The organism is Marinomonas sp. TI.3.20 (assembly GCF_038155025.1).
In the GTDB taxonomy this organism is placed as follows: domain Bacteria; phylum Pseudomonadota; class Gammaproteobacteria; order Pseudomonadales; family Marinomonadaceae; genus Marinomonas; species Marinomonas flavescens.
Genome location: NZ_JBAKAS010000016.1, coordinates 60,130 through 85,641 on the forward strand (window position 1 = coordinate 60,130; position 25,512 = coordinate 85,641).

A 25,512-nucleotide genomic window follows, 5' to 3' on the forward strand; every position below is an offset into this window, starting at 1 on the left:
AGGGTCACTTACACTTTAATAAAATTGACTATTATCAGGAAGAAACCTAATGATTAAGAAACTGATCGCTATAAGCATATTGCTTACAGGGAGCTTTGCCGCTATGGCTGCAACACCACCAAATGCTTTGGTGGTTGCCCAGTCTCTTGATGATGTAACGAGTTTGGACCCTGCCCAAGGGTTTGAATTGACATCAGTACAAACCTTCACGAATATTTATCAGCGCCTTGTGCAATCTGATCCACAGAACCCAACACAATTGAAGCCGACATTGGCGACCAGTTGGAAATCGACAGCACACAGTTTGACGCTAACATTATTAGACAAGGCTCAGTTTGCTAGTGGTAATCCAATTCGTCCAGAAGACGTTATCTTCTCATTAGGTCGCGTTGTAAAATTGAATTTGGCCCCTTCTTTTATTTTGACTCAGCTAGGGTGGAATAAAGACAATGTGGATAGCCATTTGCAGAAAATTGATGCGAACACAATAAAAATCACTTGGGATGTTAATGTTGGGCCTTCATTTGTATTGAGTTTGTTATCGGCTCCAGCGTCCTCTATTGTTGATGAAAAAGTGGTTGAAGCGCATGAAAAAAATGGTGATTTAGGTCATTCTTGGTTAAACAACCATTCTGCAGGCAGCGGCCCATTTAAAATTTTGAAATACACGCCGCATGAAGCGCTGGTACTTGCAGCTAATAAAACGTCTCCTGCAGGCGCACCTAAAATGCAGATGATCTTAATGAAAAATGTACCTGATGCAGCCACTCGCCAGTTATTGATTGAACAAGGCGATGCGGATATTGCTCGCAACTTGGGTTCAGACCAATTTCAATCTTTGCAAGGTAAACCCGGTGTGAAAACACTGGCGTTGCCTTATGCGTCACTCTATTACTTGATGTTCAACACGCAAGCCAAAAATAACCCTGTTTTAGGCAATCCTAAGTTTTGGGAAGCCGCACGTTGGGCGTTTGATTATAAAGGCATTGCTGTCGATCTAATGCGTGGCCAATTTCAAGTTCAACAATCCTTCCTTCCACAAGGTTTTAAAGGCGCGTTGACGGATCAGCCTTATCGTTATAATCCAGAAAAAGCGAAGCAGATTTTAAAAGACGCAGGAATTAAAAACCCTCACTTTAAATTGATTGTGTCAAACCAACCACCATACTTAGATGTCGCACAGGCACTTCAAGCCAGTTTTGCAAAAGCGGGTATTACGGTTGAATTGATTCCAGGCATTAGTAGCCAAGTGTCTAACGAAGTGAAAGAGCATGACTATGAAGCGACTGTTTCTGCTTGGGGGCCTGACTATTTTGATCCGAACACCAACGCATCAACGTTTGCTTACAATCCTGGAAATGGCTCTAAAACGTTAGCATGGCGCGCAAATTGGCAGATTCCAGCATTAAGTAAAATGACCATTGCAGCACGAGCTGAAACCAATGAGGCAAAACGAACTGAAATGTACCAAGTGCTGCAACGCCGAGTACGTGAAAGCTCTCCTTTTGTGATCGGTTTGCAGAACAAAAAATTAGTTGCCATTCGAGATAACCTAAAAGGTTATGTCCAAGGTATTACGCCAGATATGGTTTACTATCAAAACGTTTCTAAATAATGAATGATCAACATAAATCAGTCGGCGCGATGCGCCGACTTTGGATAGGCCGCAGTCGAAACTTGATAAGCGGCCTTATTTCATTGGCTCTAACGTTATTTGGTTTATTGATTTTTACCTTTGTTTTGTCTCGGGCGGCACCAATCGATCCGGCATTACAATTGGTCGGAGATCACGCAAGTGAAGCAACCTATCAACAGGCACGACATGAACTAGGGCTAGACGAATCGTTACCGATGCAGTTTGCGCACTATTTAGGTCGTCTGAGTCACGGTGATTTAGGTGTTTCTCAGTTAAGTCAGCAACCTGTTGCGAGTGATTTATTACGTACGTTTCCTGCCACCATTGAGCTGGCAACTTGTGCTATGTTTTTTGGTGCTTTTTTCGGTATTTTACTGGCCACACTGGCGGTGTATAAACCGGGTAGTTGGTTAGATCATCTCGCACGCTTTATTTCTTTGTTAGGATATTCTGTGCCTGTCTTTTGGCTAGGTTTACTTGGCTTGCTGCTGTTCTATGCCACACTTCATTGGTCTGCAGGTCCAGGTCGTCTCGATGATATCTACACCTATACCATGACGCAAAATAGTGGCTTTGTACTGATAGATGCATTTCGCAGTGGCGATATGGCTATTGTAAAAAATGCCATTGCTCATCTATGGTTGCCAGTTTCAGTATTGGCTTTATTGTCGATGGCATCGATCACGCGCTTATTGCGAGCGGTCATGCTAGAAGAAAGTAATAAAGAATACGTTGTGTTAGCTCAAGCCAAAGGCGCCAGCCGTTTACGAATATTGCTTGTGCATGTCTTTCCGAATGTTTTGGGAACACTCATTACAATATTGGCATTGTCTTATACCAGTTTGTTGGAAGGGGCTGTGTTAACGGAAACTGTGTTTGCTTGGCCGGGTCTTGGACGTTACTTAACCAGTGCTTTATTTGCATCGGATACGGCCGCGGTTTTAGGATCAACGCTACTTATTGGCACATGTTTTGTCCTTTTAAATGCCTTAGCGGACACATTGACTAAATGGGTGGATCCAAGAACACGATGATTATTTCAAAGAAGGGCGTTTCTTTTCGATGGTTACGCCCGTTTAATACATTGAATATTGGTTTGATTTTGGTGGTTATTCTTGTGGGGCTGGCGTTATTAGCACCCTTGCTTTCCCCTTTCGATCCTAATGTTCAGAATATTCAAGAGCGCTTGCTCGCGCCAGACTCACAACATTGGTTTGGCACCGATCGCTTTGGTCGAGATCTTTTTTCTCGTGTGCTTTATGGCGCACGACCAACGCTGATTTTAGTCAGTTTGGTTATTCTGCTAACCGTTCCTATTGGTTTGGCGATTGGGATTTTTGCCGGTTATTTTGGTGGTTGGGTTGAGCGTATTTTAATGCGCTTAACCGATATTGTTATGTCCTTACCCAGTTTGGTCATTGCTTTGGCCTTGGTGTCTATTTTAGGTCCGGGTTTAATGAATGGAGCCTTGGCATTGGCTTTTACCAGTTGGCCATCTTTTGCGCGTCAAGCGAGAACAGAGACGCTTGCTATCCGTAATAGTGATTACCTTTCTGCTGCAAAAATGCAGGGCATTACGGGCTTTCGATTGATCTTCGGTCATATTCTTCCGTTGATTCTGCCTAGTGCGATTGTCCGAGCGGCGTTAAATTTAGGCGGTATTATCTTAGCAGCGGCCGGATTAGGGTTCTTAGGAATGGGGATTCAACCTCCAGCAGCTGAATGGGGATCAATGGTGGCCAGTGGTAGTCGCGTAATTTTCGATCAGTGGTGGGTAGCAGCAGTGCCCGGTGTGGCTATTTTATTAGCCAGCCTTGCTTTTAATCTGCTCGGAGATGGGCTGAGAGATAAAATGGACCCTCGTCATGACAAATAAATCTTCATTGGTAGATGTTCGAGGCCTGCAGATTGGGCTTGCCGACGGCACCGAATTGGTTAAAGGCATTGATTTTTCAATGGGCCGCGAGCGTGTTGCTCTAGTTGGAGAGTCTGGTTCTGGTAAGTCACTCACGGCACGCTCTTTAATGGGCTTGCTACCGGATTCTTTGTACGTCGAAGCCGATCATTTTCAGCTACTTGATCACCCTGTGTTAACGTATGGCCAACGGCAATGGAATACACTACGGGGGCATCAAGTTTCCATGGTGCTACAAGATCCTAAATACGCACTAAATCCGACGCAAAATATCGGCCGACAAGTTGCCGAGCCGCTGGTATTGCATCAGTCTATGTCGAGTAAGGCAAGGGTAGAAAAAGTCGAGTATATGCTGGATGCAGTAGGGCTTCCTAATCCTGCCAAATTGAGGAAAATGTACCCTCATCAACTGTCAGGCGGTATGGGGCAGCGAGTGATGTTAGCCATGGCACTGATTAATGATCCACAGTTATTAATTGCCGATGAGCCTACCTCAGCCTTAGATCATGCGGTCCGAGATCAAGTGCTCGCTTTAATTCATTCTTTAGTAGAAGAACGTAATATGGGGCTATTGTTGATCAGTCATGATTTACAACAAGTAGCCGATTATTGCGAGCGGGTGATGGTTATGTATCAAGGTAAATTGATCGACCATTTGGCCGCAGAAGCCTTGCCAAATGCGACTCATCCTTACACGCAAACTTTGTGGTCGTGTCGCCCTAATATCGCTAAGCGAGGTCAGCCCTTGCCCACGTTAGACCGAGAGCATTTGGAGACCTTAAATTGAATCAGCTTGAGCTTAAAAAAGTCAGTGTAAGTCATGTTCAGGGCTTACAGAGTAATACCGTGGTGCACGATATAGACTTAACGGTCAAAGCTGGTGAATGCTTTGGCTTAGTAGGTCCTTCTGGTTGTGGTAAATCGTCTCTTTTATGGGTCTTAGCAGGCCTAAATCCACATTGGGAAGGTGATATTACGCTATTTGGACAACCGTTAGAGTCGGGCAAAATATTTACTGGCGATCGTCGCCGTCGAGTCCAAATGGTGTTTCAAGACCCTTATGCTTCCTTACATCCGAAGCATAGATTGCGCCGCACACTAGCAGAACCATTAAAGCTACTGGGGCTGAGTGATATTAACGATCGTATTAGCGAAGGCTTTAAACAAGTTGGCCTAACGGAAAATATGATTGATCGTTATCCTCATCAATTGTCCGGTGGGCAACGCCAACGGGTAGCGATTATCCGAGCCTTATTGCTTGAGCCAAAATTATTACTGCTTGATGAACCAACTTCCGCTTTAGATATGTCGGTTCAGGCTGAAATATTAAATCTATTAAACGAGTTAAAAGCCAATCATGACTTGACCATGATTATGGTGAGTCACGACCCTGATGTCATAGATTATATGTGTGATCATGCGGTCACCATGAAGGCAGGGCGGATTGATCAGGAAAAGCGTTACGTCTAAGGTATCGGGCTTTGTTTAGTATTAGCTAGTCGATGTCATTTGTCTAAAGGAGAGAAGTTATGAAGTTTTTGATCTTCCTTGGGTCGGTAAGAACCAGTACACCGCCACGTCCTGCTCGACTAGGAGAAAGAGTCAGTAAAGCATGTCAGTCTTTTTTTGAGCTATCTTATCCTGACCATGAAATCGAACTCATTGACCCTTTAGAGTATGAATTAGGGGCGGTTTTCAAGCCTCATTTTGCCTATCCAAAAAGTACTGTGCCACAGGATTTAGAATTGCTTGCGGATAAGATTCGAACCGCAGATGGCTATATTATGCAAAGTCCAGAATATAACCATAGTATCAGTCCAGCGTTAGCCAATTTATTGAATCATTTTGGCAGTTCATTATTTTCTTACAAACCCAGTGCTATTGTGACTTATTCTTCTGGCCAATGGGGCGGCATGCGAGCCGCTGTTGGTATGCGTGTATTTTTAAGTGAACTTGGCTGTTTACCTGTTTCTGCTATGGTTCATATTCCTCATGCTCAAGATGTTTTTGAGGAAAATGGACATACAAGCTTAACGCAAGACACTAACCATTGGGAAAGCTACTTTCATCGAACCTTTAGTCAATTAATTTGGTGGGCTGAGGCGTGTAAAGCACAGACTGAGAAAACAGACCCTCATAGTTTGATAGCGTCTTTTACTCGTACGCCAATTGAACGCGATGCCCCTTAGCGCTGAACAGGGAATAGGTAAAATATGAATCATCTTGTTTTTGTTTTTGGCACTCTAAAAGAAGGTTTTCCTAATTTCGAACGCAACAAAGGAAAACGCGTCCTAGGTACCTTTAGAACCGTGCATGCTTATCCATTATTATTAGTTGGCAAGCGCTATTCACCTTGGTTGGTATTAAAGCAAGGCGAGGGGAGTCCTGTTGTCGGACAAGTATTTAGCCTTGATGATGCTGGTTTAGCTGAAATGGATGAGCTAGAGCGTATAACACAAAGTGATGGTTATCAGCGCCTTGAGATGAATGTTGTGAATCTCGAGAACGGCTTGGAGAAAACGGTCTTTGCATACGGTAAGCCTGTTGAAAGCACTAGCAATGCCGATATTCAAATGACGTTAAACGGTGAGTATTTGCTAGAGCACGCGGCGCTTTATGCTCGCCGCCGCTGATCTCTTCTGTTATTTCTAAAACCTTAACCCTATTAAGGTTTTTTTATCTCTTTTAGAACTTCTTCAAAACGTAATAGTCGGCCAGTATTGACTAATACCAGCAAAGTACTGAGATTATGCAATACCGCCGCGATTAACGCCCCAGCGACACCCAGTGCGCCAAAGGCTGCCGCTGCCATAATGGCGATAGTCCAGCTTAGTCCAATAATTACATTCATGTGCAACGTACGACGACAGCGACGACTGAGTCGAACACAGGTTCCTAAACGTCTTAAATCGCTGCCGATTAAAACAATATCAGCGGATGCCAACGCGATATCAGCCCCCCCCGCGCCCATAGCAACGCCCACCACCCCAGCTTTTAAAGCCAAAGAATCGTTAATACCATCACCTACCACTAAGGGTTTAAAGCCGGACTCAATTTCATGACTCACCCAGCGCAATTTATCTTCAGGTAGGGCTTGGGCTACGACGTCGGTAATACCTACTTCTTTTGCGAGTTTATCAGCGACGGATTGTCGATCTCCCGTAAGAAGTAATTGTCGACCTATGCCTAATTCTCTCAAATCCGCGAGAGCTTGAGCGGTTTCTGGGCGGACTTTATCAGCCAATAAAAACCAACTTAAAAATACGCCATTTAAAGACAATCCCGCGATAGGGCCATCGTGCTCGGGTATATTAGGAAACGGGATAGCCAATTGAGTGAATAGTTCAGGTCGACCTAGAGCGGCTTCCCCCTTTGTTGTCTCAGCGACGACTCCCAACCCTTGGTGTTCTTTAACACTTTGTAACGGCTGATAGTTTTCATGAGCAATAAGGCTACTTAAAGCTCGACTCACGGGGTGGCTACTAGAAGCGCCTAAGCTCGCCGCTAATGTTAGTAACTCAGATTCAGGAATCGGAGAATCGGGAATGGGCTGCAATGATTGCAGACTTAAAGAGCCAAAGGTCAGAGTGCCTGTTTTGTCGACTACTAAGGAGCTCAGTTCGGTGAACTCTTCTAAGAAGGCTGAGCTGCGAATCAAAATACCATGACGGGCTGCGACAGCAATCCCAGCAATGGCCGCGGCGGGAGCAGACAACACGAGCGCGCATGGGCATGCGGCGACCAACACAGCGAGCATCGCTTGAGCATCGTAAGTGACAAACCAAGTAATGGCCGCCACCATTAACACTAGCACCATGTATTGGCCAGCATAGCGCTCTAATAGACGAGTAATTGGGGGCTTGGCTTGTTCCGCCTTTTGCATGAGGGCAATAACTTTCCCAAGCGTCGATTCTTCACCAGTCCGCGTGACTTGGACGCGTAATAAGCCATCTAGGTTGATGGCGCCACCAAAGACTTCATCGCCAGTTTTAGCGTCTTGAGGCACGGATTCACCGGTAATGGGAGCGGTGTCTAAGCTCGCCATACCTTCTATAACAAGGCCATCTGCAGGGATGCGATCACCAGCGCGCACTTCGATCAAATCACCCGTTTGTAGGCGTTGGTTATTTACCTCACTAATGCTGCCATCTTGGTTGATTTTACGAGCATTACTTTGTGTTAGTTGGCCTAATGCTTCAATGGCTTCTTGAGAGCCTATGACACTTCGTTCTTCTAAAATGTGGCCAAAGATCATAATAATGGGCAATAACGCAGCGGTCATTAAATCGCCCGTTGCCCATGCGCCTAACATGGCGAGTGCAATTAATTGATCCGTAATGCCATGTAGACTTGGGTGTTTGAGGCTATGCCAGCCAGAACGTAAGACAGGAAAAGCCACCAGTACAGAAGCTAAGCCAAGCAATAATTGGCTGACGCTTTGCTGAGAAGGGAACAGCCAATGCCAGATAAGGCCTAGCGTTAATAAACCGAGGGCGATCATGGCTAGCGTCAGCTGCTTGGCTGCGGCTTTTTGCTCGCTGCGACTTAATGAACCGCTGCCAAAATGAATATGTCCGTGATCATGTCCGTGATCATGTTCGTGGTGTGAATGGGACGACTGGGTCATGGTTGTTTGCCTTGTAGAATGAGTTTGCCATCGTCACTTGGATCAATTGTGGTGACGGAGCCTGCTTGTGATAGCAAGGTGTTAACGCGTTGACGATACAGTCGCCACAGCAAACCTGGGTCAGTATTATTTTGCTGTAGTTGGGCGAGGCGACTTATGGTGGCGGTATTCGTTTGTGCTTTTGCTACACGCTCATTGGCATTCGCATTGGCCTGCTGAATAATGCGATCAGCTTCTTGGTTGGCTTTTTGTAATGTGGCGGCCGCTTTGTTATTGGCTTCGGCGACGGTTTGCTTTGCCAACTGGCTAGCAGTCAGCACAGCATTAAAGGCATCAACGGTTTCAACGGGTAAGCTTGGTTGTAAGTCTACTCGGGCCACTTTAATGCCAAGGCTGGCGCCAGATTTCGTTAATGCCGCTAAACTTTTATTAATACTTTGAACGAGGTCGGCTCGTAATTTTTCTCGTTTAATCGCCGCTTCGGTGCTTGACCCTACTAACTCAGGTCGTGCTACCAATATGGTGTCTAGGTCGCGAGAGGCCGACACGATTACAGCGCTGCGTTCGACTAATCTATCCAATGCGTAGGTGACGTGTTTACCCTGGAGCACATAAGCGAAAGGGTCTGTCACTCTGTAATACAAGTGAACCCCTAGCTGCACGACACCCGCATCCCCAGTTAATAGGTAGCCGACTCCAGCGGTGGCATCATTGGCCATCCCTGAATTTAGCCCGGCATAGTTGGCTGTCTCAGGGCGAATTAATGCTTTTATAGTGCGGTCAATAACGCGATCCGCAGATGGTAAAAGAATTACTTTTTCAAAGGGTTGTGGCCAAGCCAGTAATAAACCTGAGTTTTGCACTCTATCAATGGCACCAAAGCGCAGTACAACCGCTCGATAATCTGGTCCAATTTCACGGACATTGGCAACTAACCAAGTAACAGCCGTTACCAATGTGAGTAAGTAGAGTGCGATAAAAGCCAATCGGCCAGCCTGAAACCAGTGACTATTTGGCTTGTTTGTCGACGTATTTTGCTCGACTTTTTTTCCAAATATCATGGTTTTTTCGCCTCTTCATTTTTATCTAACGTCGGCGAGCTAAATATTTTAGGTCCATCAATAAGCGCTTTGAATGGCGCCGCATCGGTTCTGAGAACTAGATGCGTATTTTTATTAATAATGCTGCTTAACGTGTCTAGTGAGCGAAGCATATCGTAGAGTTGAGGGGCTTGTGCGTGGGCCTTACCGTAAATATTAGCGGCGTCGACTAAAGATTTAGCCTCAATGTTCGCAGCTTTTACTGTCGCATCGGCGGTAATAATGCGTGACTCTTTTTGTGCGGTCGACGTGATCTGTGCCGCTTGTCGTTTACCTTCAGCCGTGCGTTGTGTCGCAATCGTTTCTCGTTCAGCTCGCATACGGTCTACCGTGGCCGACAAGGTTACTACCGGTAGAGTTAAGCGTTCGATGCCCACTTGAACTACGCGAACACCATATGTGTCTAACAGCGATTGATTAATCTGCTGGCGTAACCTTTCTTCAAAGTGGTTGATTTGTACTTTGCTTGCATCGGTATTGACTAAACTGGAGAGGTTATAGCTGCTGGCGGTCGCTTCTAAAGCGGAACCGACAAAAGTGCGTAGTTGGCGCGCCGCCTCATCCGGTTTATTTTGGACTGCCCGCATGAAGCGTTGCACATCGTCTTTGTCTGATTTTACCTGCCAAACCACATAAGCTTGAACAATAATACGTAAGCCGTCTTTGGTCCCAACATCTTGTAAACCACTAGACGTCGTGCGTAATCGTAAATCCACGGGAGTGGAAAGCTCGAAAGGCGCTGGCAGATGCCATGCTAAGCCGGGCTTTAATAGCACCCTGACTGGATTGCCAAAGCGAGTAATGACTTCGGCTTCACCCGAGCGAACCTGAACTAAACACGCTGCGGCAATAGCAAAAGCAACCAGCAGCAGAGCGAAGCTAATACGGCGCCATGTACCTTTAGGCGAATTAGACGGCGCAGGGCTGTGGCTATCATTCTGTGTATTCTCATGGCTATGAGAGGCGTGATTGGATTCGTCATGCGCATGATGGGGGTGGTTATGCTGCGTGCTCATTGGCGCTTTCCTAGTGAGTTGTGTTGGTGTTGTTAGAAGAAGGATCTACGGGTGGCACAAAACTTCTAAAATCCAAAGTAGGTGATTTTTCACCATGGATTCGACTATCAATAATAAGGCTATTTGCGTGGCTCATACCCTGAATTAGTTGCTGGTAATATTGTTCACGCAGGAAGGTTTTACCCGCGATGTTTGAGGCGGCATGATCGGCGTCAAAAATAATACCATCGGCTTTGGCTTTACTTAAATTTTGGTGAGCATTTGCGTCCGCGCCGTCCTCTATTAAACTGGCTTGTTGACGTGCTTTATCGATTTCTGCTGCTGCCTTTCCTTTCTCTCTGGCAATCAAAGCTTGTACTTCAATTTGGGCCGATTGCACTTTATGGTAAGCATTAGCGGCCTTTGCGGGTGGATGTATTGCTTCTATTGCCGTGGCTAATAATTCGACACCGCTATTGAGCTGATCTAGATCTTTTTGGACCGCATTACCAACATCTTTTGATAATTCGTTACGCTGTTCACTTAATAGATCATCAAGCGTTCTACCTGCGAAGTCGTGGACGAGAATACGACTAGCAGTACGGCGAATCAGCGTCGGTAAATTAGCCGTATTGTAGGTGGCATCCAATGCATCTTGATCAGTTAAGCCAATGCGATAGATAAAGCGGACATCCATATCGACAATTTGAAAGTTCTGTTTGCCATTGTTGCGACTGGCAATAATTTGCGATTTTTCACTGCGATGAGTGGCATCCCATAAACGGTTAGCGGTTTCGGGTGCAGGACCTTCTGCTGGTGTCAGAGGCGCTAGGCTGTTTTCATCGCTGCTTGCTGTTAGTTCGTGTACGACACCATTCTCTACATTGATAACGCGGCCAAAAGGCCATGGTAATGTCGTGTGTAAACCGGGCTTGAAAATGACGACAGGCTTGCCAAACTTCTCATAAATCCCTCGGCCATTAATGGGGATTTCATGAACGCCAGACAATAACCAACCACAAAAAATCATGAGTGTAACAACCGGAAGAAAGGCGCGCTTGATGAAACCAAAGGCCCATACTTGACGTAAATCTACCCCAAAGCGTTGAAACAAGCCATCTTGCATCAGTTGCATGGGTTTTGGTGGCCAACGTAATAGTTCTGCCATAAAGCTTGTTGCGAAAAGCTTAGGTTCAAGGCTGACTCGTTGCGGCGTGAAAGCAGAAAGAATGGCTCGAATGGCCAATTCTAACGCAACAATAGTAGGTAAAAGTCCTGATAAAACCACAATACGAAGAGGCCAAGTTCGCTCAGAAGACGCATAGCTTAAGCAAATTGCCGACACCACAAGAGTGACAATGGCAACGCGTACTAACATGGCTAAGCTAATGGCTTCAGGCCATTCGTTTTGGTTTGTTGCCAAGTAGCGTTCGAGGACCAGTAAGGCAAATGCCGCTAATAGCGCGAGTCCTGCAAATAAATAGGCTGAATCGGCTACGGCACGGCTTGGCAGGGTTAAATTCCAGCCAGTTGCTACCAACATGAGAGCCAACAAGGTTAAGGCAATAATCCAGATAGCATCAATACTAATTGCTGTGGTTATTGGCTTTAGCCATCGTTCAAAGAATTCTTGAAATAGTGTTTGAAGCGCATTGGACTGTTTGGTGTCAGCTTGTTGCTCTACCTCCTTGTGCTCCTCCGTTGTCTCTTCTTGTTGTTGCTCAGTTAATGTCTGTTCTCTCCAGCGAGAAATACGCCATGCTGATTGAAATGAAGCAATAAGGACAATCATCATAGCGGTAATATTAAGTTGCAGTGGGACCCAAATGGATTGCGGGGCAAAAATGGCAACCACTAACCAGATGAAGATAAGCAGAGAGGCTAATAAGGTAAAACCGATATTACAGAACTGCAGTTGGCGTTTATGTGCAGAAGCTAATTGAAACCGAGGGGTGGCTTCTAATTCTGCATGGTTCGTCTCAAGATCAACTCTCATTAATGCTCCAAATAGCGCTTGGATAATGCTGGCATTATAAATACTGGCTTATTCGTTATTGTGGGTGTTTTCCGAGAAAAGTAATTGAAAATATCATCGAAAAATCGTCCGAGATTGTACTACAAACGATTGTTTTTAGGTTGTTTACCGTTATTTTAGAAGGCTCAAAAGCATTGATAAAAACGTAAATACTTATTATATCCTTTTGATTTACAATGAAAATAACTAAGATATGAGCGTTAAAAATAATATTTAGGTATCAATATTTTATGTTCGACAATGACGCTCTTGCTAGAAAAACACTAGATCCTATTTTCATCTTGCTTACGGGATTATTAATAGGGTTTGTTGTGATAGCCGTATTTGTTAACCACTCCGGGGTTCCTTATATCGATACAAGGTTGTTATTAATGCTGCGGGACGCTTCAGACTCTACAAAAGAATGGGGGCCTTCTTGGGTAGGAGAAACCATGAGAGACATTACTGCGCTTGGCAGTAACTGGATCGTTGCTTTTTTTAGTGTCATGTTTGCTTGGTATCTTCATTTAACCAATAAAACCCATTTAGCGTTATGGTTTTTAGCAACGGTTGTTTCTGGTGCTGCTTTTGGTTTTATGCTGAAGTTAGGTTTTTCTCGACCTCGTCCCGAGCTAGTGCCTCATGCCACACAGGTGTATACGAGTAGCTTTCCGTCAGGGCACGCTATGTCGTCGGCGTTATTCTTTCTATCACTTGCCTTAGTCGTTAGTTGGCGTAATGCTTACCGTTCAGCTAAGTGCTTGATGCTGACAATAGCGGTAGTGATTCCGATTTTTGTTGCTGTTAGTCGAGTATATTTAGGGGTTCATTGGCCAACAGATGTTACCGCAGGAATGTTTGTTGGCTTCTTTTGGGTTTTGTTTTGCTTTGTTATCGCTCGACCTTATTTAATTCGCTTGGATAAAAATTAGCGTGTTAGCCGCTTATTTTTTACTCTTATTTCGTGCAATATTCGCCATGAAATTTTTACAATGAAGTATGTAGTAAATGTCTTATCTTGCTAACGCTTTCTACCTAATATATTTAATTTATATATAAATCAATGGCTTATAAGTTGGCATGATGTTGGCAATGTAATACATACATTCAAACGTTATGGAGATTTATCATGGCAACAACTAAAAGTACAACTCAAGCTAAAGCGCATGAAAAAGTGGATCAAGCAGCAGAAAATGCCCATAACGGCGTAGATGGTGTTTCCGATATGGCCGCGAAAAGTGAAGAACGTATTGAAGAGGTTGCCCATCAAATTAGCGAACAAGCTCATAAAATGGCAGATACGGCTAAACAGCAGTCAGAGAAAGTGTCTAACGTGGTTGGCGAGTATGCCAAAGAGCATCCAATAAAAACGGTTGGTATTGCCTTTTTAGCTGGTGCGGTTGCCGCAGGTCTATTATGTAAACGGAAATAGATGGTCGCAAAGATAGCGAATTATTAAAGCAAAATAGCAGGCGAATCTATCATGGAACAGTCGCAATCAACTGAGCAGAAAAAAGAGCATCTTGATGTTTCCGATGTCGTTTTAACGCATAAACAATGGCTAAAAAGCGTACTAGGATTGGGGGCTCTTGAAGCCAAAATGTGGGTGACGTCAAGTGCTCAGTTGCTAGCGCTCGTTGGTGGTGTTGTCTTTTTATTAATAACTTCTTGGCTTTTAATGATAGCAAGTGCTGCGGCACTAGCATGGAGTTATGGTTTTTCATTGGTTGGCATATTGCTGATTGCGACACTGGTTACTTTATTAAGCGCAGCGGGTTTGTCTTATATTGCTTTTGTTACTTTAAAAAGTATGAATTTCACCCGAACCCTAGATGCATTAATTCCAGATAGTCAGGATGAAAAATCGTCTTAATAGGATGAGCTAGAAGAGCGGAGGCAAGATGTTTGGCCTTAAAAAAATGCGTAAACAGCGCGAGCGACTATATGCAAAAACGGTGTTATTAGAGTCTAGAGCTGAATGTTCAAGAAAGCGTTTTGCTCAAGACGTACTTGATGTAGCGATAAGTCCTGAAGGGTTAGCGGCGAGTTTTATTTTAGGCTTAACCACTCAGAGTGACTTAGCGAATAAAAACCGCAGCATGCTTTTAAAAGGAATAAGACCTGAATTCATTCGTTTTCTAAAGGAAGGCTTCTTGTCTTTACGAGAGGAAAAAAGCACACCGTCATCAGATGGAAATAGTACAGGCCTATAGTGAAGTTAGTGAAAAGCAATTTTAACTAACCTCTAACGATTGATAAAATTTAGTTAAGAAATATTAAATATGAATCTTGGGTAGGAGCAGTACTATGAGTTACTTAATAAATAAATTCAGCAGCAACCGATTGGTTAAACGTTTTGTTATTAATGCCGCTGAAAGCGATGAATATGAGTGGAAAGGATGGGACGCTTGGGTTGATGTGAAAGAGTGATTGTCCTTCAACGAACTCATTGTGATGAAATAAGGTACATTAAATAGAGTTGTCGATGATTAAGAGCTTACTCTTTACTATCGATAACTCTATTGCGTTTCGGGCGTTAAAACAGCGCGAGAATGATGGTGCTGTATGTGTGCGCTTAATACAGGCCTTTCCTTTAAAGGTTGTAAATGCTGACTATGGCTCTATTTTCAGACGCTATTACTTTTCTAGTAAAATAATCCATCTAAACCTCGACTTTAGCCCTATAAATCTCTATATTCGCCGCCTTTGTGCTTATCTTTTGTACGACGTTCAAATTGTCAAAAGTAAGCGAATTCTTCTCCTTCACTCTCAAGGTATTTTTTTTGATTTCCACAGCTAATATCACCATGCAATTTGGCGCAACGCCATTGTTTGAAAACATCTCTGCAAAATTTGGCAACGGTAACCGTTATGGTTTGATCGGTGCGAATGGCTGCGGTAAATCCACTTTTATGAAAATTTTAAGTGGGGAGCTGACACCTACTTCTGGAAATGTATCCATCACTCCGGGCGAAAAGGTCGGTACTTTAAGCCAGAACCAATTTGCTTTTGAAGAGTATTCAGTTGTTGATGCTGTGATTATGGGTGATACCGCGCTTTGGAAAGTGAAACAAGAGCGTGATGCAATCTACTCTAAGTTAGAAATGAGTGAAGAAGATGGCATGCGTGCTGGTGAACTTGAATCAGAGTTTGCTGAAATGGATGGTTATAGCGCTGAAAGTCGTGCCGGTGACATTCTGTTAGAAGCAGGTATTGATGAATCATATCACTTTGGTTTGATGAGCCAAGTTGCTCCTGGTTGGAAGCTTCGTGTATTGCTTGCACAAGCATTGTTCGCAAACCCAGATATTTTGCTTTTGGATGAGCCAACAAACAACTTGGATATTTACACCATTAATTGGTTGGCTGGTGTATTGAATCAGCGTAAATGCACCATGATTATCATCTCCCATGATCGACATTTCTTGAATTCAGTCTGTACTCACATGGCGGATATCGATTTTGGTGAATTACGAATTTATCCTGGCAACTATGAGTACTTCATGGAAGCCTCTGCATTGATACGTGAACAACTATTGACGGAAAATGCAAAGAAAAGTGCTGAAATGGATGATTTACAAGCCTTTGTAAATCGCTTCTCTGCAAATGCGTCAAAAGCCAAACAAGCCAGTTCACGTGCGAAAAAATTAGACAAAATCGAATTGTCAGAAGTTAAGCAATCTAGTCGTATGACACCGTCTATTTCTTTGATGCAAGATAAGAAACTTCATCGCCAAGCGTTGATCTTAGAAGATCTTGCTCATGGCTATGAAGACACTATGCTTTTCAGTGAAGGCAACCTGATTCTAGACGCTGGCTCTAAATTGGCTATCATTGGTGAGAACGGTGCTGGCAAAACGACTTTTTTACGTTGTTTGATGCGTGAGTTAGAAGCTAAAAAAGGTGACATTAAGTGGGCTGAAAATGCTGTGATAGGTTATTGCCCACAAGACAGTACTGAGGACTTCAATTGTGATTTAACCTTGTTTGATTGGATGTCTAAGTGGCGAACAATAAAGCATGATGATTTAAAAGTGCGAGCGATGTTAGGACGCTTGTTATTTACCGCAGACGACTTCAATAAAAAAGTAAGAGTGTGCTCAGGTGGTGAGAAAAACCGTCTTCTCTTTGGCAAGTTAATGATGATGGACTTGAATGTTCTAGTAATGGATGAGCCAACCAACCACATGGACATGGAAGCCATCGAAGCGCTAAACAATGCTTTGGTTGATTTTGACGGAACCCTTATTTTTGTCAGTCATGACCGAGCGTTTGTTTCGTCTTTAGCAAATCGAGTGATTGAGTTTAAAGATAATCAAGTCATAGACTTCCAAGGCACTTACGATGAATATTTAGCGAATCAGCAGCACATTCAACGTGTCGCAAATGGCTAAATTGTAACGCAAACGAAAAAGCCCGAGTAACGATATCGTTACTCGGGCTTTTTTATGGCGCTTAGAGCCTCTTAATAAATTATAGAGACGCTAGTGTTTTGTTGAACGTAGCGCTTGGGCGCATGATCTTAGCGACTTCAGCAAGGTCCATATGGTAATAACCAGATAAGCCAGCAGGCTTGCCTTGAACGTCAGCAAGTTCTGCAACAATGGCTGCTTCGTTGTCTGCTAGTTGCTTAGCAAGTGGTGCAAATTTCGCCGCCAATGTCGCGTCGTCTGTTTGCGCTGCCAATTCTTGAGACCAGTATAGAGCCAGATAGAAGTGACTACCGCGGTTATCAATTTCACCCGCTTTACGAGAAGGGGATTTGTTGGTGTCTAGAAGTTTGCCTGTTGCTTTGTCTAGCGTTGCTGCCAAGATTTTAGCTTTTTCGTTGTTGTGCTTGATGCCCAACTCTTCAAAAGAGACAGCCACTGCCAAGAACTCACCAAGAGAATCCCAACGAAGGTGGTTTTCTTCCATTAACTGTTGAACATGCTTAGGAGCAGAACCGCCAGCGCCTGTTTCATACATGCCGCCGCCTTGAAGCATTGGCACGATAGACAGCATTTTCGCAGAAGTACCCAATTCTAAGATTGGGAACAGGTCAGTTAGGTAATCACGAAGGATGTTACCTGTTACTGAAATAGTGTCTTGGCCACGAATGATGCGCTCCATAGAGAAACGGATCGCTTCGTTGTAGTTCATGATGCGAATGTCTAAACCGTCAGTGTCGTGTTCTTTTAGGTAGTTTTCGACTTTTTTGCGAAGTTCGTTATCGTGTGGACGAGCTTCTTCTAACCAGAACACAGCAGGAGTATCAGATTGACGAGCACGAGTAACGCCCAGTTTCACCCAATCGCGGATTGGAGCGTCTTTGGTTTGACAAGCGCGCCAGATATCGCCTTTCTCTACAGCATGTTGCATTAGGACATTACCTTGTGCATCAACAACACGCATAGTGCCGGCTTCAGTGATTTCGAAAGTCTTATCATGAGAACCGTATTCTTCTGCTTTTTGTGCCATCAAACCAACGTTTGGCACTGTGCCCATTGTTACTGGATCGAATGCGCCATTGGTTTTACAGAAGTTGATTGTTTCTTGGTAAATGCGTGCGTAAGTGCTGTCAGGAATAACCGCTTTAGCATCATGTGCTTTACCATCACGGCCCCACATTTTACCAGAACCACGGATCATAGCAGGCATAGATGCATCAACAATGACATCACTTGGTACGTGTAGGTTAGTGATGCCTTTATCTGAATCAACCATCGCTAGTTCAGGGCGAGTTTTGTAAACGTCTTGAATCGCTTGTTTGATTTCTTCTTGTTTCGCTTCAGGCAATGTTTTGATTTTGTCGTAAACGCTGCCTAAACCGTTATTTGGATTAACGCCGATTTCTTGAAACAATTCGCTGTATTTTTCGAAAACGTCTTTGTAGAAAACCGTTACCGCATGACCAAATACGATAGGGTGAGAGACTTTCATCATGGTTGCTTTAAGGTGCACAGACCACATGATGTTATCTTCTTTTGCTTCTTGTAGCGTTGCTTCGAAGAAGTTGCGAAGTTTAGCGCAGCTGATATTCATGCTATCAACGATTTCGTCAGCTAGAAGAGGCAGTGATTTCTTAAGCTCAACAGAGCCGTCTTTTTTGACGAATTCAATTTTAACCGTTTGAGCGGAATCCATAGTAACGGACTGCTCAGAAGAGTAAAAATCACCATCGCGCATGTAATCTGCATGAGATGTGGACGTTTTTTTCCACTTACCCATTGAGTGAGGGTTTTTACGGGCAAAGTTCTTAACCGCTGCTGGTGCGCGACGGTCAGAGTTACCTTGACGTAATACTGGGTTTACCGCACTGCCTAGTACTTTTGAGTAACGTGCTAGTGCGTCTTTTTCTTCATCAGTCTGAGCATTTTCTGGGTAGTCAGGAATGTCATAACCTTGAGCTTTAAGTTCTTTGATTACTGCATTCAGTTGCGGTAAAGAAGCACTGATATTAGGCAGTTTAACAATGTTCGCTTCAGGGTTCGCAGTCAGATCACCAAGAAATTTAAGGCCATCTTCTGCTTGTTTGTCTGCAGGTAGCTTATCAGCAAAGGCAGCAATTACACGACTTGCCAAAGAAATGTCAGTCAATTTCAATTCGATGTCCGCTTCTTTTGCAAAGGCGCCAAAAATAGGCAGCAAAGAAGCCGTCGCCAGAGCAGGCGCTTCATCAGTGAAGGTATAATAAATAGTTTGTTTTGTAGACATGTAATTCCCCTAACATTTAAGGCTATATGGCAAATTAAAAAGAAGGTGACTTTTGGTCTCCATTCTAAAATCTTTATCGATGTACTAATGATTATTTTGGCCAATATACTACCTAAAAATAAATGGTAGAGATATTGGATAAAAATATACTCATAATAGATGTGAGTTATTCTCATTAAGAATATTTCTCGTTATGCTCATTATTTGATGTTTCATAACGAGAAAAAAAAGACCTAACGGTCTTTTTTATTTACTTAACGTGTTGCTTCTAAAGCATTTAGTAATGATTTTCTTTTGAAAATCAAATGCCAGCGTTTACCGCCAAGTTGACGCCAAAGCATGGCGGCACGAATGCCCGTTAACAAGGTTGCGCGAACTTGATTAGAAATAGAGGGCTGCTGTAAGAAACGGCTATCGCCATGTACTTGGATTCGAAATGGTAATTTGCTCAAAGTATCTTGATAAATACCCGAAATTGCCGCGATCATATTTTCATGAAGCGGATCTTCGTAATGTGTTTTTTGACGATCTAGCTGGCTTATGCCATTACCCAGTGCTGACAAAATACCATCTGATTTTAATAACTTACTTTCTAAATGAATTAAGCTTAATGCATAGCGTAAGGTATCTGGATTAACACTACTACGCTCTTTGCCGAGGGCTTGGCGAGTGATGCGACGACCTAATGCTAAATTGCTTTTGCAATCCCATTGGCCTCCATAAATATCCTCAGTTGTCTCAGCATTGACTAACAAAATGCTGTTTACCAAGGGTTTTAAGTAATCGTTATCCATCTTGCCTGTTTTCGCTAAGGTAGCAACAAGTTCAGCGGCCTGGAAAATTGCGGATAGGGCAATGGTTTGCTCTTTCTCTTGTTGGCTCACAATAAATAATCTCTCATATTGCTTGGTGTAATTTACTTGTTGAATGCGACATTGATGATGCCGCCACCTAAACATAAGTCATCAACATAAAAAACGACGGATTGACCTGGTGTGATCGCACGTTGTGGTTCTTTAAAAGAAACTTCCACACGGCCATCGGCTAATTCTGTGATAGTACAATCTTGATCAGGCTGACGATAACGGCATTTAGCTTTGCATGTTAATGGCAAGTTAGGTTTTGTACGCGCCACCCAATCAAAGTTATCGGCAATCAAATGTGTTTTAAAGAGTGATTCATGTTGCCCACCTTGCGTTACTTTAAGGACATTTTTTTCTAAGTCTTTTTCAACCACATACCAAGGCTCATCCGGGTAGTTAGATAAACCGCCTATGCCTAGACCTTGGCGCTGGCCTATAGTGTGATACATCAATCCTAGATGGCGACCAATTTTGTCTCCATCTAATGTTTCAATATCGCCAGGTTGCGCTGGTAAGTATTGTTCTAGAAAATCTTTAAAGCGGCGTTCACCAATAAAACAGATACCAGTGCTGTCTTTTTTATTGTGGGTGATTAAACCAAACTCTTCAGCAAGACGACGAACTTCAGGTTTTTCTAACTCGCCAACAGGAAAGAGTGTTTTGGCAATTTCATCTTTACCCACGGCATACAAAAAGTAGCTTTGATCCTTGTTGCCATCTAAGCCTTTCAGTAATACTGGCTCGCCATCGCGTTCACCACGTCGAACATAATGACCCGTTGCAATGTAATCGGCCCCTAGTTCTAACGCGTACTCAAGGAAGGCTTTAAACTTGATTTCTTTATTGCATAAAATGTCAGGGTTTGGTGTGCGACCTGCTTTGTACTCTTCTAGGAAGTGCTCAAAAACATTGTCCCAATATTCTGCAGCAAAATTGGCGGTGTGCAGCGTAATGCCTAGCGTATCAGAAACCGCTTGGGCGTCTGCGAGATCATCTTTTGCGGTGCAATATTCGGTGCCATCATCTTCATCCCAGTTTTTCATAAACAGGCCTTCAACTTGGTACCCCTGCTGCATCAGAATAAGGGCTGATACGGATGAATCTACGCCGCCAGACATACCGACGATAACTTTTTTATCTTGGTTAGCTTGCGAATCTGTGGGGTTTAGTTGTTCAGTCATGACCTGTAATTACTCTACTGTGAAGAGGCTGAGCCTCAATGAAATGGAATCGCGCCATTGTACTTTATTTTTCCAATGTCGGCACAGCTGGCAAGTGCTGATTCGATAGGAAGGATAAGGATATAATGGGGTTGTTTAATGAATCTTCAATGCAGGTTTTTATTAAAGGGCTGCGATGCGGTTTAGCCATTACTTCTTCATAAGTCATCCAGTGACAAGAAACAATATCTGGATCAAGTTGTGTATTGGTTGGTGATAGGGCATCGCATAAGACACAAACTCGATGATAGGTATCGGCGCCTTCAAATGGCGTGAAAGCGTAAAAGCCAATTAAACCAATGGGTTTTACCAGCCAACCGGCTTCTTCAGTTGTTTCTCTGATAACCGCATCGAGTATGCTTTCGTTATTTTCGACGTGCCCAGCTGGTTGATTTAGGACGAGAATCCCGTCCTGCCACTCTTTCACCATGAGATATTGGTTGTCCTTTTTGACTAGAGCGGCGACGGTCAGATGTGGCAGCCTTTCTCTTTTTTTGTCGTTCAAAATTATCTACCTCATTTAGTAATTCTGTGGTTGGCTCAGCATATAGCCATTGCCCTGTAGGTAAACTTTCCAATGTATAAGGACCAATGGCATAGCGGATAAGCCGAAGTGTAGGAAAACCTACCGCTGCGGTCATTCGTCGAACTTGGCGATTTTTCCCTTCTTTGATTTGCAATGCAATCCAGCTAGTAGGAATGGACTCCCGGTGGCGTACAGGAGGGGTTCTTGACCAAATATCAGGTGGGCTCATGCGTTCTGCTTGAGCAGGTTTTGTTAGGCCGTCTTTAAGCTCTACTCCTTGTTTGAGTTGTTGCAGAGCCTCTTCGGTGATGTCACCTTCCACTTGTACCCAATAAGTCTTTGGCCATTTGAATTCAGGCGATGCAATAATATGCTGAATGGCGCCCTGATTGGTTAATAGCATCAAGCCTTCTGAGTCGTAGTCCAGTCTTCCCGCGGCATAAAACTCAGGGATGTTGATGTATTTGGCTAGAGTGACTTTGTCGCCATCAGCGGAGAACTGACTAAGGACTTGAAAAGGTTTGTTGAGTAAAATTAAGTTTGAAGGCATGAATCGATAAGTCTAAATAAATTTTAAAGGCTTGAATCGTATAGAAACAAAAAAACCTCTCACGATTCAATAGGAATCATAAGATAGCAAAATCAGTACGCGATAGCGATATTGCGGTAGCGTTAAGCTAACCGGGCATTTGCATCATCATCTTTAGTCTCACTATTCTCATCGTTTTCTACTGCTGCTTCAGGCGAAATATCTATCGCGTGTAGGCCTCGTTGTCCGGGCTCTACGTTGAACGTGACGGATTGGCCTGCTTTAAGGGTTTTATAACCTTCCACATTAATGGCAGAGTAATGAATAAATAAGTCTTCATCAAAATCTTCGCAAACGATAAAACCATAGCCTTTAGCGTTGTTAAACCACTTTACGGATCCATTATGCATGAGCCACTCCTTATCCACTCAAGGTGTTGTTAATTATCAATAATTTTCAGCTAAACCACTTAGGTCTTGACTGTTATTCGAGTTTTATTGCAACGTAGTTGAAACTTTTATTAAATGAGGTTGCTAAATAGGTTCAAAGTATTCTTGATAGTACAATGCTAAAATCTAAGAGATAAACATTGGTTACACATTTGACCCACTTACAATGAGAGTAGAAGCTCTTTTGGTATTTGTAAAATTTAAGTGGCGATATGTGAACTTATTAAGTAGGAATGAACCAAATTTGGTGAATTGTGTGGAAAAGTGTAGCCTCAGAGGCATAGGATGATTGTAAATCAACAAATTAGACTAATATCAGAAGAAGATGAAGCTGGGCATTCAAATATAGCGATTGCCCCAGAAGAAACGGAATTAAAGCCACCTTCAATGTATCAGGTGGTGTTATTTAATGATGATTTTACGCCAATGGATTTTGTCGTATTTGTTCTTCAACGTTTTTTTTCAATGGATGGAGAGAAGGCTAACCAGGTAATGTTAGAAGTGCATCAAAAAGGGAAAGGCGTTTGTGGTATTTACCCTTTTGATATTGCTGAAACTAAAGTAGCAATGGTACAACAGTTCGTAGAGCAAAATGAGCACCCCTTAATGTGTGACTTACAAAAAGTCGACTGATTCAGAGTGAGGGAATAGCAATGTTAGATAAAGAACTTGAACAGACCCTGAATAATGCCTTTAAAGCGGCGCGTGATAAGCGCCATGAATTCATGACAGTAGAACACTTGTTGCTAGCGTTAATTGAAAATAGTGCCGCTTCCGGTGTGTTAACAGCTTGTGGTGTAAGCCTTGAAACATTAAGTAAAGAGCTTGAAGAGTTTGTAGATAGTACAACACCGTTTATCCCTGAAGATGACATGGAACGTGAAGTTCAGCCAACACTTGGTTTCCAGCGAGTGCTTCAGCGAGCTGTTTTTCATGTGCAATCGTCTGGTAAGCGTGAAGTTACAGGCGCCAATGTGCTCGTTGCTATTTTTAGTGAGCAGGAAAGCCAAGCCGTTTATTTGTTAAAACGACATGGTGTAGCACGAATTGATGTCGTTAATTTCGTTGCTCACGGTATTTCAAAGTTGGGTGACGCATCTTCCCAAGGCATGGAGCAAGAAGAAGAGGAGGCAGAAGACAGCGCCGCTGCACCTCTTCAAAAATACGCAACCAATCTTAATGAAGAAGCTAAAGCCGGTAAAATCGATAAGCTTATCGGTCGTGAATACGAAGTTGAGCGAGTCATACAAACCCTTTCTCGTCGTCGCAAAAACAACCCGTTATTAGTGGGTGAGTCAGGTGTTGGTAAAACAGCAATAGCAGAAGGTTTAGCGAAACGTATTGTCGATGGTCTAGTGCCTGATGTGATTGCAGATGGCGTTGTTTACTCTTTAGATTTAGGCGCGTTATTGGCTGGTACCAAATATCGTGGTGATTTTGAAAAGCGGCTCAAGCAATTGCTGGGTGAGTTGAAAAAATTACCCAATGCCATTTTGTTTATTGATGAAATCCATACCATTATTGGTGCGGGTGCTGCGTCTGGTGGGGTTATGGATGCGTCCAATTTACTCAAGCCTGTATTGAGTTCAGGTGGCTTGCGTTGTATTGGTTCCACTACTTTTCAAGAGTTTCGTGGTGTGTTTGAAAAAGATCATGCCTTGGCGCGTCGTTTCCAAAAGATTGATGTAAACGAGCCAAGTGTCGATGATACTTACCAAATTTTAAAAGGCATCATAGGTGCTTTTGAAGAACATCATAAAATAAAATACGAAGATGCTGCTTTGTTAGCGGCATCGGAATTGGCTCAGCGCTATGTGACGGATCGACATATGCCTGATAAAGCCATCGATGTGATTGATGAAGCGGGTGCTTATCAACGATTGCAGCCTGAAGGCAAGCGCAAAGAAGTCATTACCGTTGCTGATATTGAAGATATCGTCTCTAAAATTGCCCGAGTTCCTGTTAGAGCGGTTAACTCAGATGACCGTCAGGTGCTTTCTAATATAGAGCGCAACCTTAAAATGGTGGTGTTTGGTCAAGACAAAGCAATCGACGCTTTATCATCAGCGATTAAGTTATCAAGAGCGGGTCTAAAAGCTGAGCAGAAGCCGATAGGTTCTTTTCTGATGGCGGGCCCAACAGGTGTCGGTAAAACAGAAGTCACTAAGCAATTGGCTAAGCAGCTAGGGCTTGAATTAATACGTTTTGATATGTCCGAGTATATGGAGCGTCATGCGGTTTCTCGCTTGATTGGTGCGCCACCGGGTTATGTTGGTTTTGATCAAGGCGGTCTTTTAACAGAAGCTGTAACGAAAAACCCACATAGCGTTGTCTTATTAGATGAAATTGAAAAAGCCCATCCAGAAGTCTTTAATTTGCTATTGCAGGTAATGGATCATGGGACATTGACAGATAATAATGGTCGCAAAGCGGATTTCCGTAATGTGATTCTTGTTATGACCTCTAATGCGGGTGCTGAAGAGTTAGCAAGACGTTCGATTGGTTTCTCAAGTCAGGATAATTCAACAGATGGTTTGGAAATTATCAACCGTATGTTTACGCCAGAGTTTAGAAACCGTTTAGATGCCGTCATTCAATTTCAACAATTGGATGAGCGTATTATCTTTAACGTCGTGGATAAATTCTTGGTTGAGTTGCAGGCTCAGTTAGATCCAAAAGGTGTTTTGTTGGAAGTATCCGATACGGCACGAGGCTGGTTAGCGAGTAAAGGTTATGATCGCCAAATGGGCGCTCGACCAATGGCTCGTGTTATCCAAGAACATCTTAAAAAGCCGTTAGCTGATCAGATCTTGTTTGGCGGTTTAAATGAAGGTGGTCATGTTAAAGTGACGTTGGATGAAAAGTCAGATGAGTTGAAATTTGATGTTGTAAAAGAAGCGGTTGTACATTGAAGTAAGTGCTTTACTGTTATAAATCGCTAG

Annotated in this window: 25 protein-coding genes; 15 read left to right on the forward strand and 10 right to left on the reverse strand. The window is 43.4% G+C overall.

Annotation, left to right across the window (positions count from 1 at the left end):
• Positions 1-49 precede the first annotated feature (49 nt).
• From V6259_RS15230 to V6259_RS15260, 7 genes are read left to right on the forward strand one after another with little or no spacing between them, the layout of a single operon-like run.
• Positions 50-1,615: an ABC transporter substrate-binding protein gene (locus V6259_RS15230; protein WP_341585252.1), complete on the forward strand. Its 1,566-nt coding sequence runs from the start codon at positions 50-52 to the stop codon at positions 1,613-1,615.
• Positions 1,615-2,670, forward strand: coding sequence for an ABC transporter permease (locus V6259_RS15235; RefSeq protein ID WP_133012760.1), 1,056 nt, complete (start codon positions 1,615-1,617; stop codon positions 2,668-2,670). The genes V6259_RS15230 and V6259_RS15235 overlap by 1 nt, the downstream gene beginning before the upstream one ends.
• Positions 2,667-3,512: an ABC transporter permease gene (locus tag V6259_RS15240; protein WP_341585253.1), complete on the forward strand. Its 846-nt coding sequence runs from the start codon at positions 2,667-2,669 to the stop codon at positions 3,510-3,512. The genes V6259_RS15235 and V6259_RS15240 overlap by 4 nt, the downstream gene beginning before the upstream one ends.
• Positions 3,502-4,338, forward strand: coding sequence for an ABC transporter ATP-binding protein (locus V6259_RS15245; RefSeq protein WP_133012758.1), 837 nt, complete (start codon positions 3,502-3,504; stop codon positions 4,336-4,338). The genes V6259_RS15240 and V6259_RS15245 overlap by 11 nt, the downstream gene beginning before the upstream one ends.
• Positions 4,335-5,021, forward strand: coding sequence for an ABC transporter ATP-binding protein (locus tag V6259_RS15250; RefSeq protein WP_341585255.1), 687 nt, complete (start codon positions 4,335-4,337; stop codon positions 5,019-5,021). The genes V6259_RS15245 and V6259_RS15250 overlap by 4 nt, the downstream gene beginning before the upstream one ends.
• Positions 5,022-5,080: 59 nt before the next feature.
• Positions 5,081-5,740: an NADPH-dependent FMN reductase gene (locus V6259_RS15255; RefSeq protein ID WP_341585257.1), complete on the forward strand. Its 660-nt coding sequence runs from the start codon at positions 5,081-5,083 to the stop codon at positions 5,738-5,740.
• A 24-nt stretch (positions 5,741-5,764) separates the two neighbouring features.
• Complete coding sequence (locus tag V6259_RS15260) at positions 5,765-6,184, forward strand: gamma-glutamylcyclotransferase family protein (RefSeq protein WP_133012755.1); 420 nt, start codon at positions 5,765-5,767, stop codon at positions 6,182-6,184.
• A gap of 32 nt (positions 6,185-6,216) precedes the next feature.
• Here the strand turns inward: V6259_RS15260 and V6259_RS15265 are convergent, their stop codons facing one another.
• The 4 genes from V6259_RS15265 to hflK (V6259_RS15280) are packed head-to-tail and all read right to left on the reverse strand — an operon-like array spanning position 6,217 to position 12,269.
• The gene (locus V6259_RS15265; protein ID WP_341585259.1) at positions 6,217-8,178 is read right to left on the reverse strand and encodes a cation-translocating P-type ATPase; all 1,962 of its coding nucleotides are present in this window, start codon (positions 8,176-8,178) and stop codon (positions 6,217-6,219) included.
• Complete coding sequence (gene hflK, locus V6259_RS15270) at positions 8,175-9,239, reverse strand: protease modulator HflK (RefSeq protein ID WP_133012753.1); 1,065 nt, start codon at positions 9,237-9,239, stop codon at positions 8,175-8,177. Before hflK (V6259_RS15270) ends, V6259_RS15265 begins: the two co-directional genes overlap by 4 nt.
• Positions 9,236-10,294, reverse strand: a complete 1,059-nt coding sequence (gene hflC, locus V6259_RS15275; RefSeq protein WP_341585260.1) for a protease modulator HflC — start codon at positions 10,292-10,294, stop codon at positions 9,236-9,238. Before hflC ends, hflK (V6259_RS15270) begins: the two co-directional genes overlap by 4 nt.
• Before the next feature lie 10 nt (positions 10,295-10,304).
• Positions 10,305-12,269, reverse strand: coding sequence for a protease modulator HflK (gene hflK, locus V6259_RS15280; RefSeq protein WP_341585262.1), 1,965 nt, complete (start codon positions 12,267-12,269; stop codon positions 10,305-10,307).
• Between the two features lie 269 nt (positions 12,270-12,538).
• On the opposite strand from hflK (V6259_RS15280), the gene V6259_RS15285 reads away from it, so the two are divergent.
• From V6259_RS15285 to V6259_RS15310, 6 genes are all read left to right on the forward strand, one after another.
• Positions 12,539-13,219, forward strand: a complete 681-nt coding sequence (locus V6259_RS15285; RefSeq protein WP_341585264.1) for a phosphatase PAP2 family protein — start codon at positions 12,539-12,541, stop codon at positions 13,217-13,219.
• Between the two features lie 197 nt (positions 13,220-13,416).
• Positions 13,417-13,719, forward strand: a complete 303-nt coding sequence (locus V6259_RS15290) for a DUF883 family protein (RefSeq protein ID WP_133012749.1) — start codon at positions 13,417-13,419, stop codon at positions 13,717-13,719.
• A 51-nt stretch (positions 13,720-13,770) separates the two neighbouring features.
• On the forward strand, positions 13,771-14,160 hold the full coding sequence (locus V6259_RS15295; RefSeq protein ID WP_341585267.1) for a hypothetical protein: 390 nt from the start codon (positions 13,771-13,773) through the stop codon (positions 14,158-14,160).
• A 28-nt stretch (positions 14,161-14,188) separates the two neighbouring features.
• Positions 14,189-14,500, forward strand: a complete 312-nt coding sequence (locus V6259_RS15300; RefSeq protein WP_341585268.1) for a hypothetical protein — start codon at positions 14,189-14,191, stop codon at positions 14,498-14,500.
• A 94-nt stretch (positions 14,501-14,594) separates the two neighbouring features.
• The gene (locus tag V6259_RS15305; protein ID WP_276312854.1) at positions 14,595-14,717 is read left to right on the forward strand and encodes a hypothetical protein; all 123 of its coding nucleotides are present in this window, start codon (positions 14,595-14,597) and stop codon (positions 14,715-14,717) included.
• 353 nt (positions 14,718-15,070) lie between these two features.
• Positions 15,071-16,681: an ABC-F family ATPase gene (locus V6259_RS15310; RefSeq protein WP_341585270.1), complete on the forward strand. Its 1,611-nt coding sequence runs from the start codon at positions 15,071-15,073 to the stop codon at positions 16,679-16,681.
• Between the two features lie 79 nt (positions 16,682-16,760).
• Here the strand turns inward: V6259_RS15310 and V6259_RS15315 are convergent, their stop codons facing one another.
• The 6 genes from V6259_RS15315 to V6259_RS15340 form a co-directional block, all read right to left on the reverse strand.
• Entirely contained in the window at positions 16,761-18,983 is a 2,223-nt protein-coding gene (locus V6259_RS15315; protein ID WP_341585272.1) for an NADP-dependent isocitrate dehydrogenase, read from the reverse strand.
• Between the two features lie 254 nt (positions 18,984-19,237).
• Positions 19,238-19,867 carry a high frequency lysogenization protein HflD gene (gene hflD / locus V6259_RS15320; protein WP_133012744.1) on the reverse strand — a complete coding sequence of 210 codons (630 nt, stop codon included), beginning with the start codon at positions 19,865-19,867 and terminating at the stop codon, positions 19,238-19,240.
• A gap of 32 nt (positions 19,868-19,899) precedes the next feature.
• Positions 19,900-21,027: a tRNA 2-thiouridine(34) synthase MnmA gene (mnmA, locus tag V6259_RS15325; protein ID WP_133012743.1), complete on the reverse strand. Its 1,128-nt coding sequence runs from the start codon at positions 21,025-21,027 to the stop codon at positions 19,900-19,902.
• 64 nt (positions 21,028-21,091) lie between these two features.
• Positions 21,092-21,496 (reverse strand): NUDIX domain-containing protein, encoded by a 405-nt coding sequence (locus V6259_RS15330; RefSeq protein WP_341585275.1) that lies wholly within the window; start codon positions 21,494-21,496, stop codon positions 21,092-21,094.
• Positions 21,432-22,142 carry a pseudouridine synthase gene (locus V6259_RS15335; protein WP_133012741.1) on the reverse strand — a complete coding sequence of 237 codons (711 nt, stop codon included), beginning with the start codon at positions 22,140-22,142 and terminating at the stop codon, positions 21,432-21,434. Before V6259_RS15335 ends, V6259_RS15330 begins: the two co-directional genes overlap by 65 nt.
• A gap of 122 nt (positions 22,143-22,264) precedes the next feature.
• On the reverse strand, positions 22,265-22,531 hold the full coding sequence (locus V6259_RS15340) for a cold shock domain-containing protein (protein ID WP_341585277.1): 267 nt from the start codon (positions 22,529-22,531) through the stop codon (positions 22,265-22,267).
• A 324-nt stretch (positions 22,532-22,855) separates the two neighbouring features.
• On the opposite strand from V6259_RS15340, the gene clpS reads away from it, so the two are divergent.
• Entirely contained in the window at positions 22,856-23,203 is a 348-nt protein-coding gene (gene clpS, locus V6259_RS15345; protein ID WP_207923266.1) for an ATP-dependent Clp protease adapter ClpS, read from the forward strand.
• Positions 23,204-23,223: 20 nt separating this feature from the next.
• The gene (clpA, locus tag V6259_RS15350; protein ID WP_341585279.1) at positions 23,224-25,482 is read left to right on the forward strand and encodes an ATP-dependent Clp protease ATP-binding subunit ClpA; all 2,259 of its coding nucleotides are present in this window, start codon (positions 23,224-23,226) and stop codon (positions 25,480-25,482) included.
• The last annotated feature ends 30 nt before the right edge of the window (positions 25,483-25,512 follow it).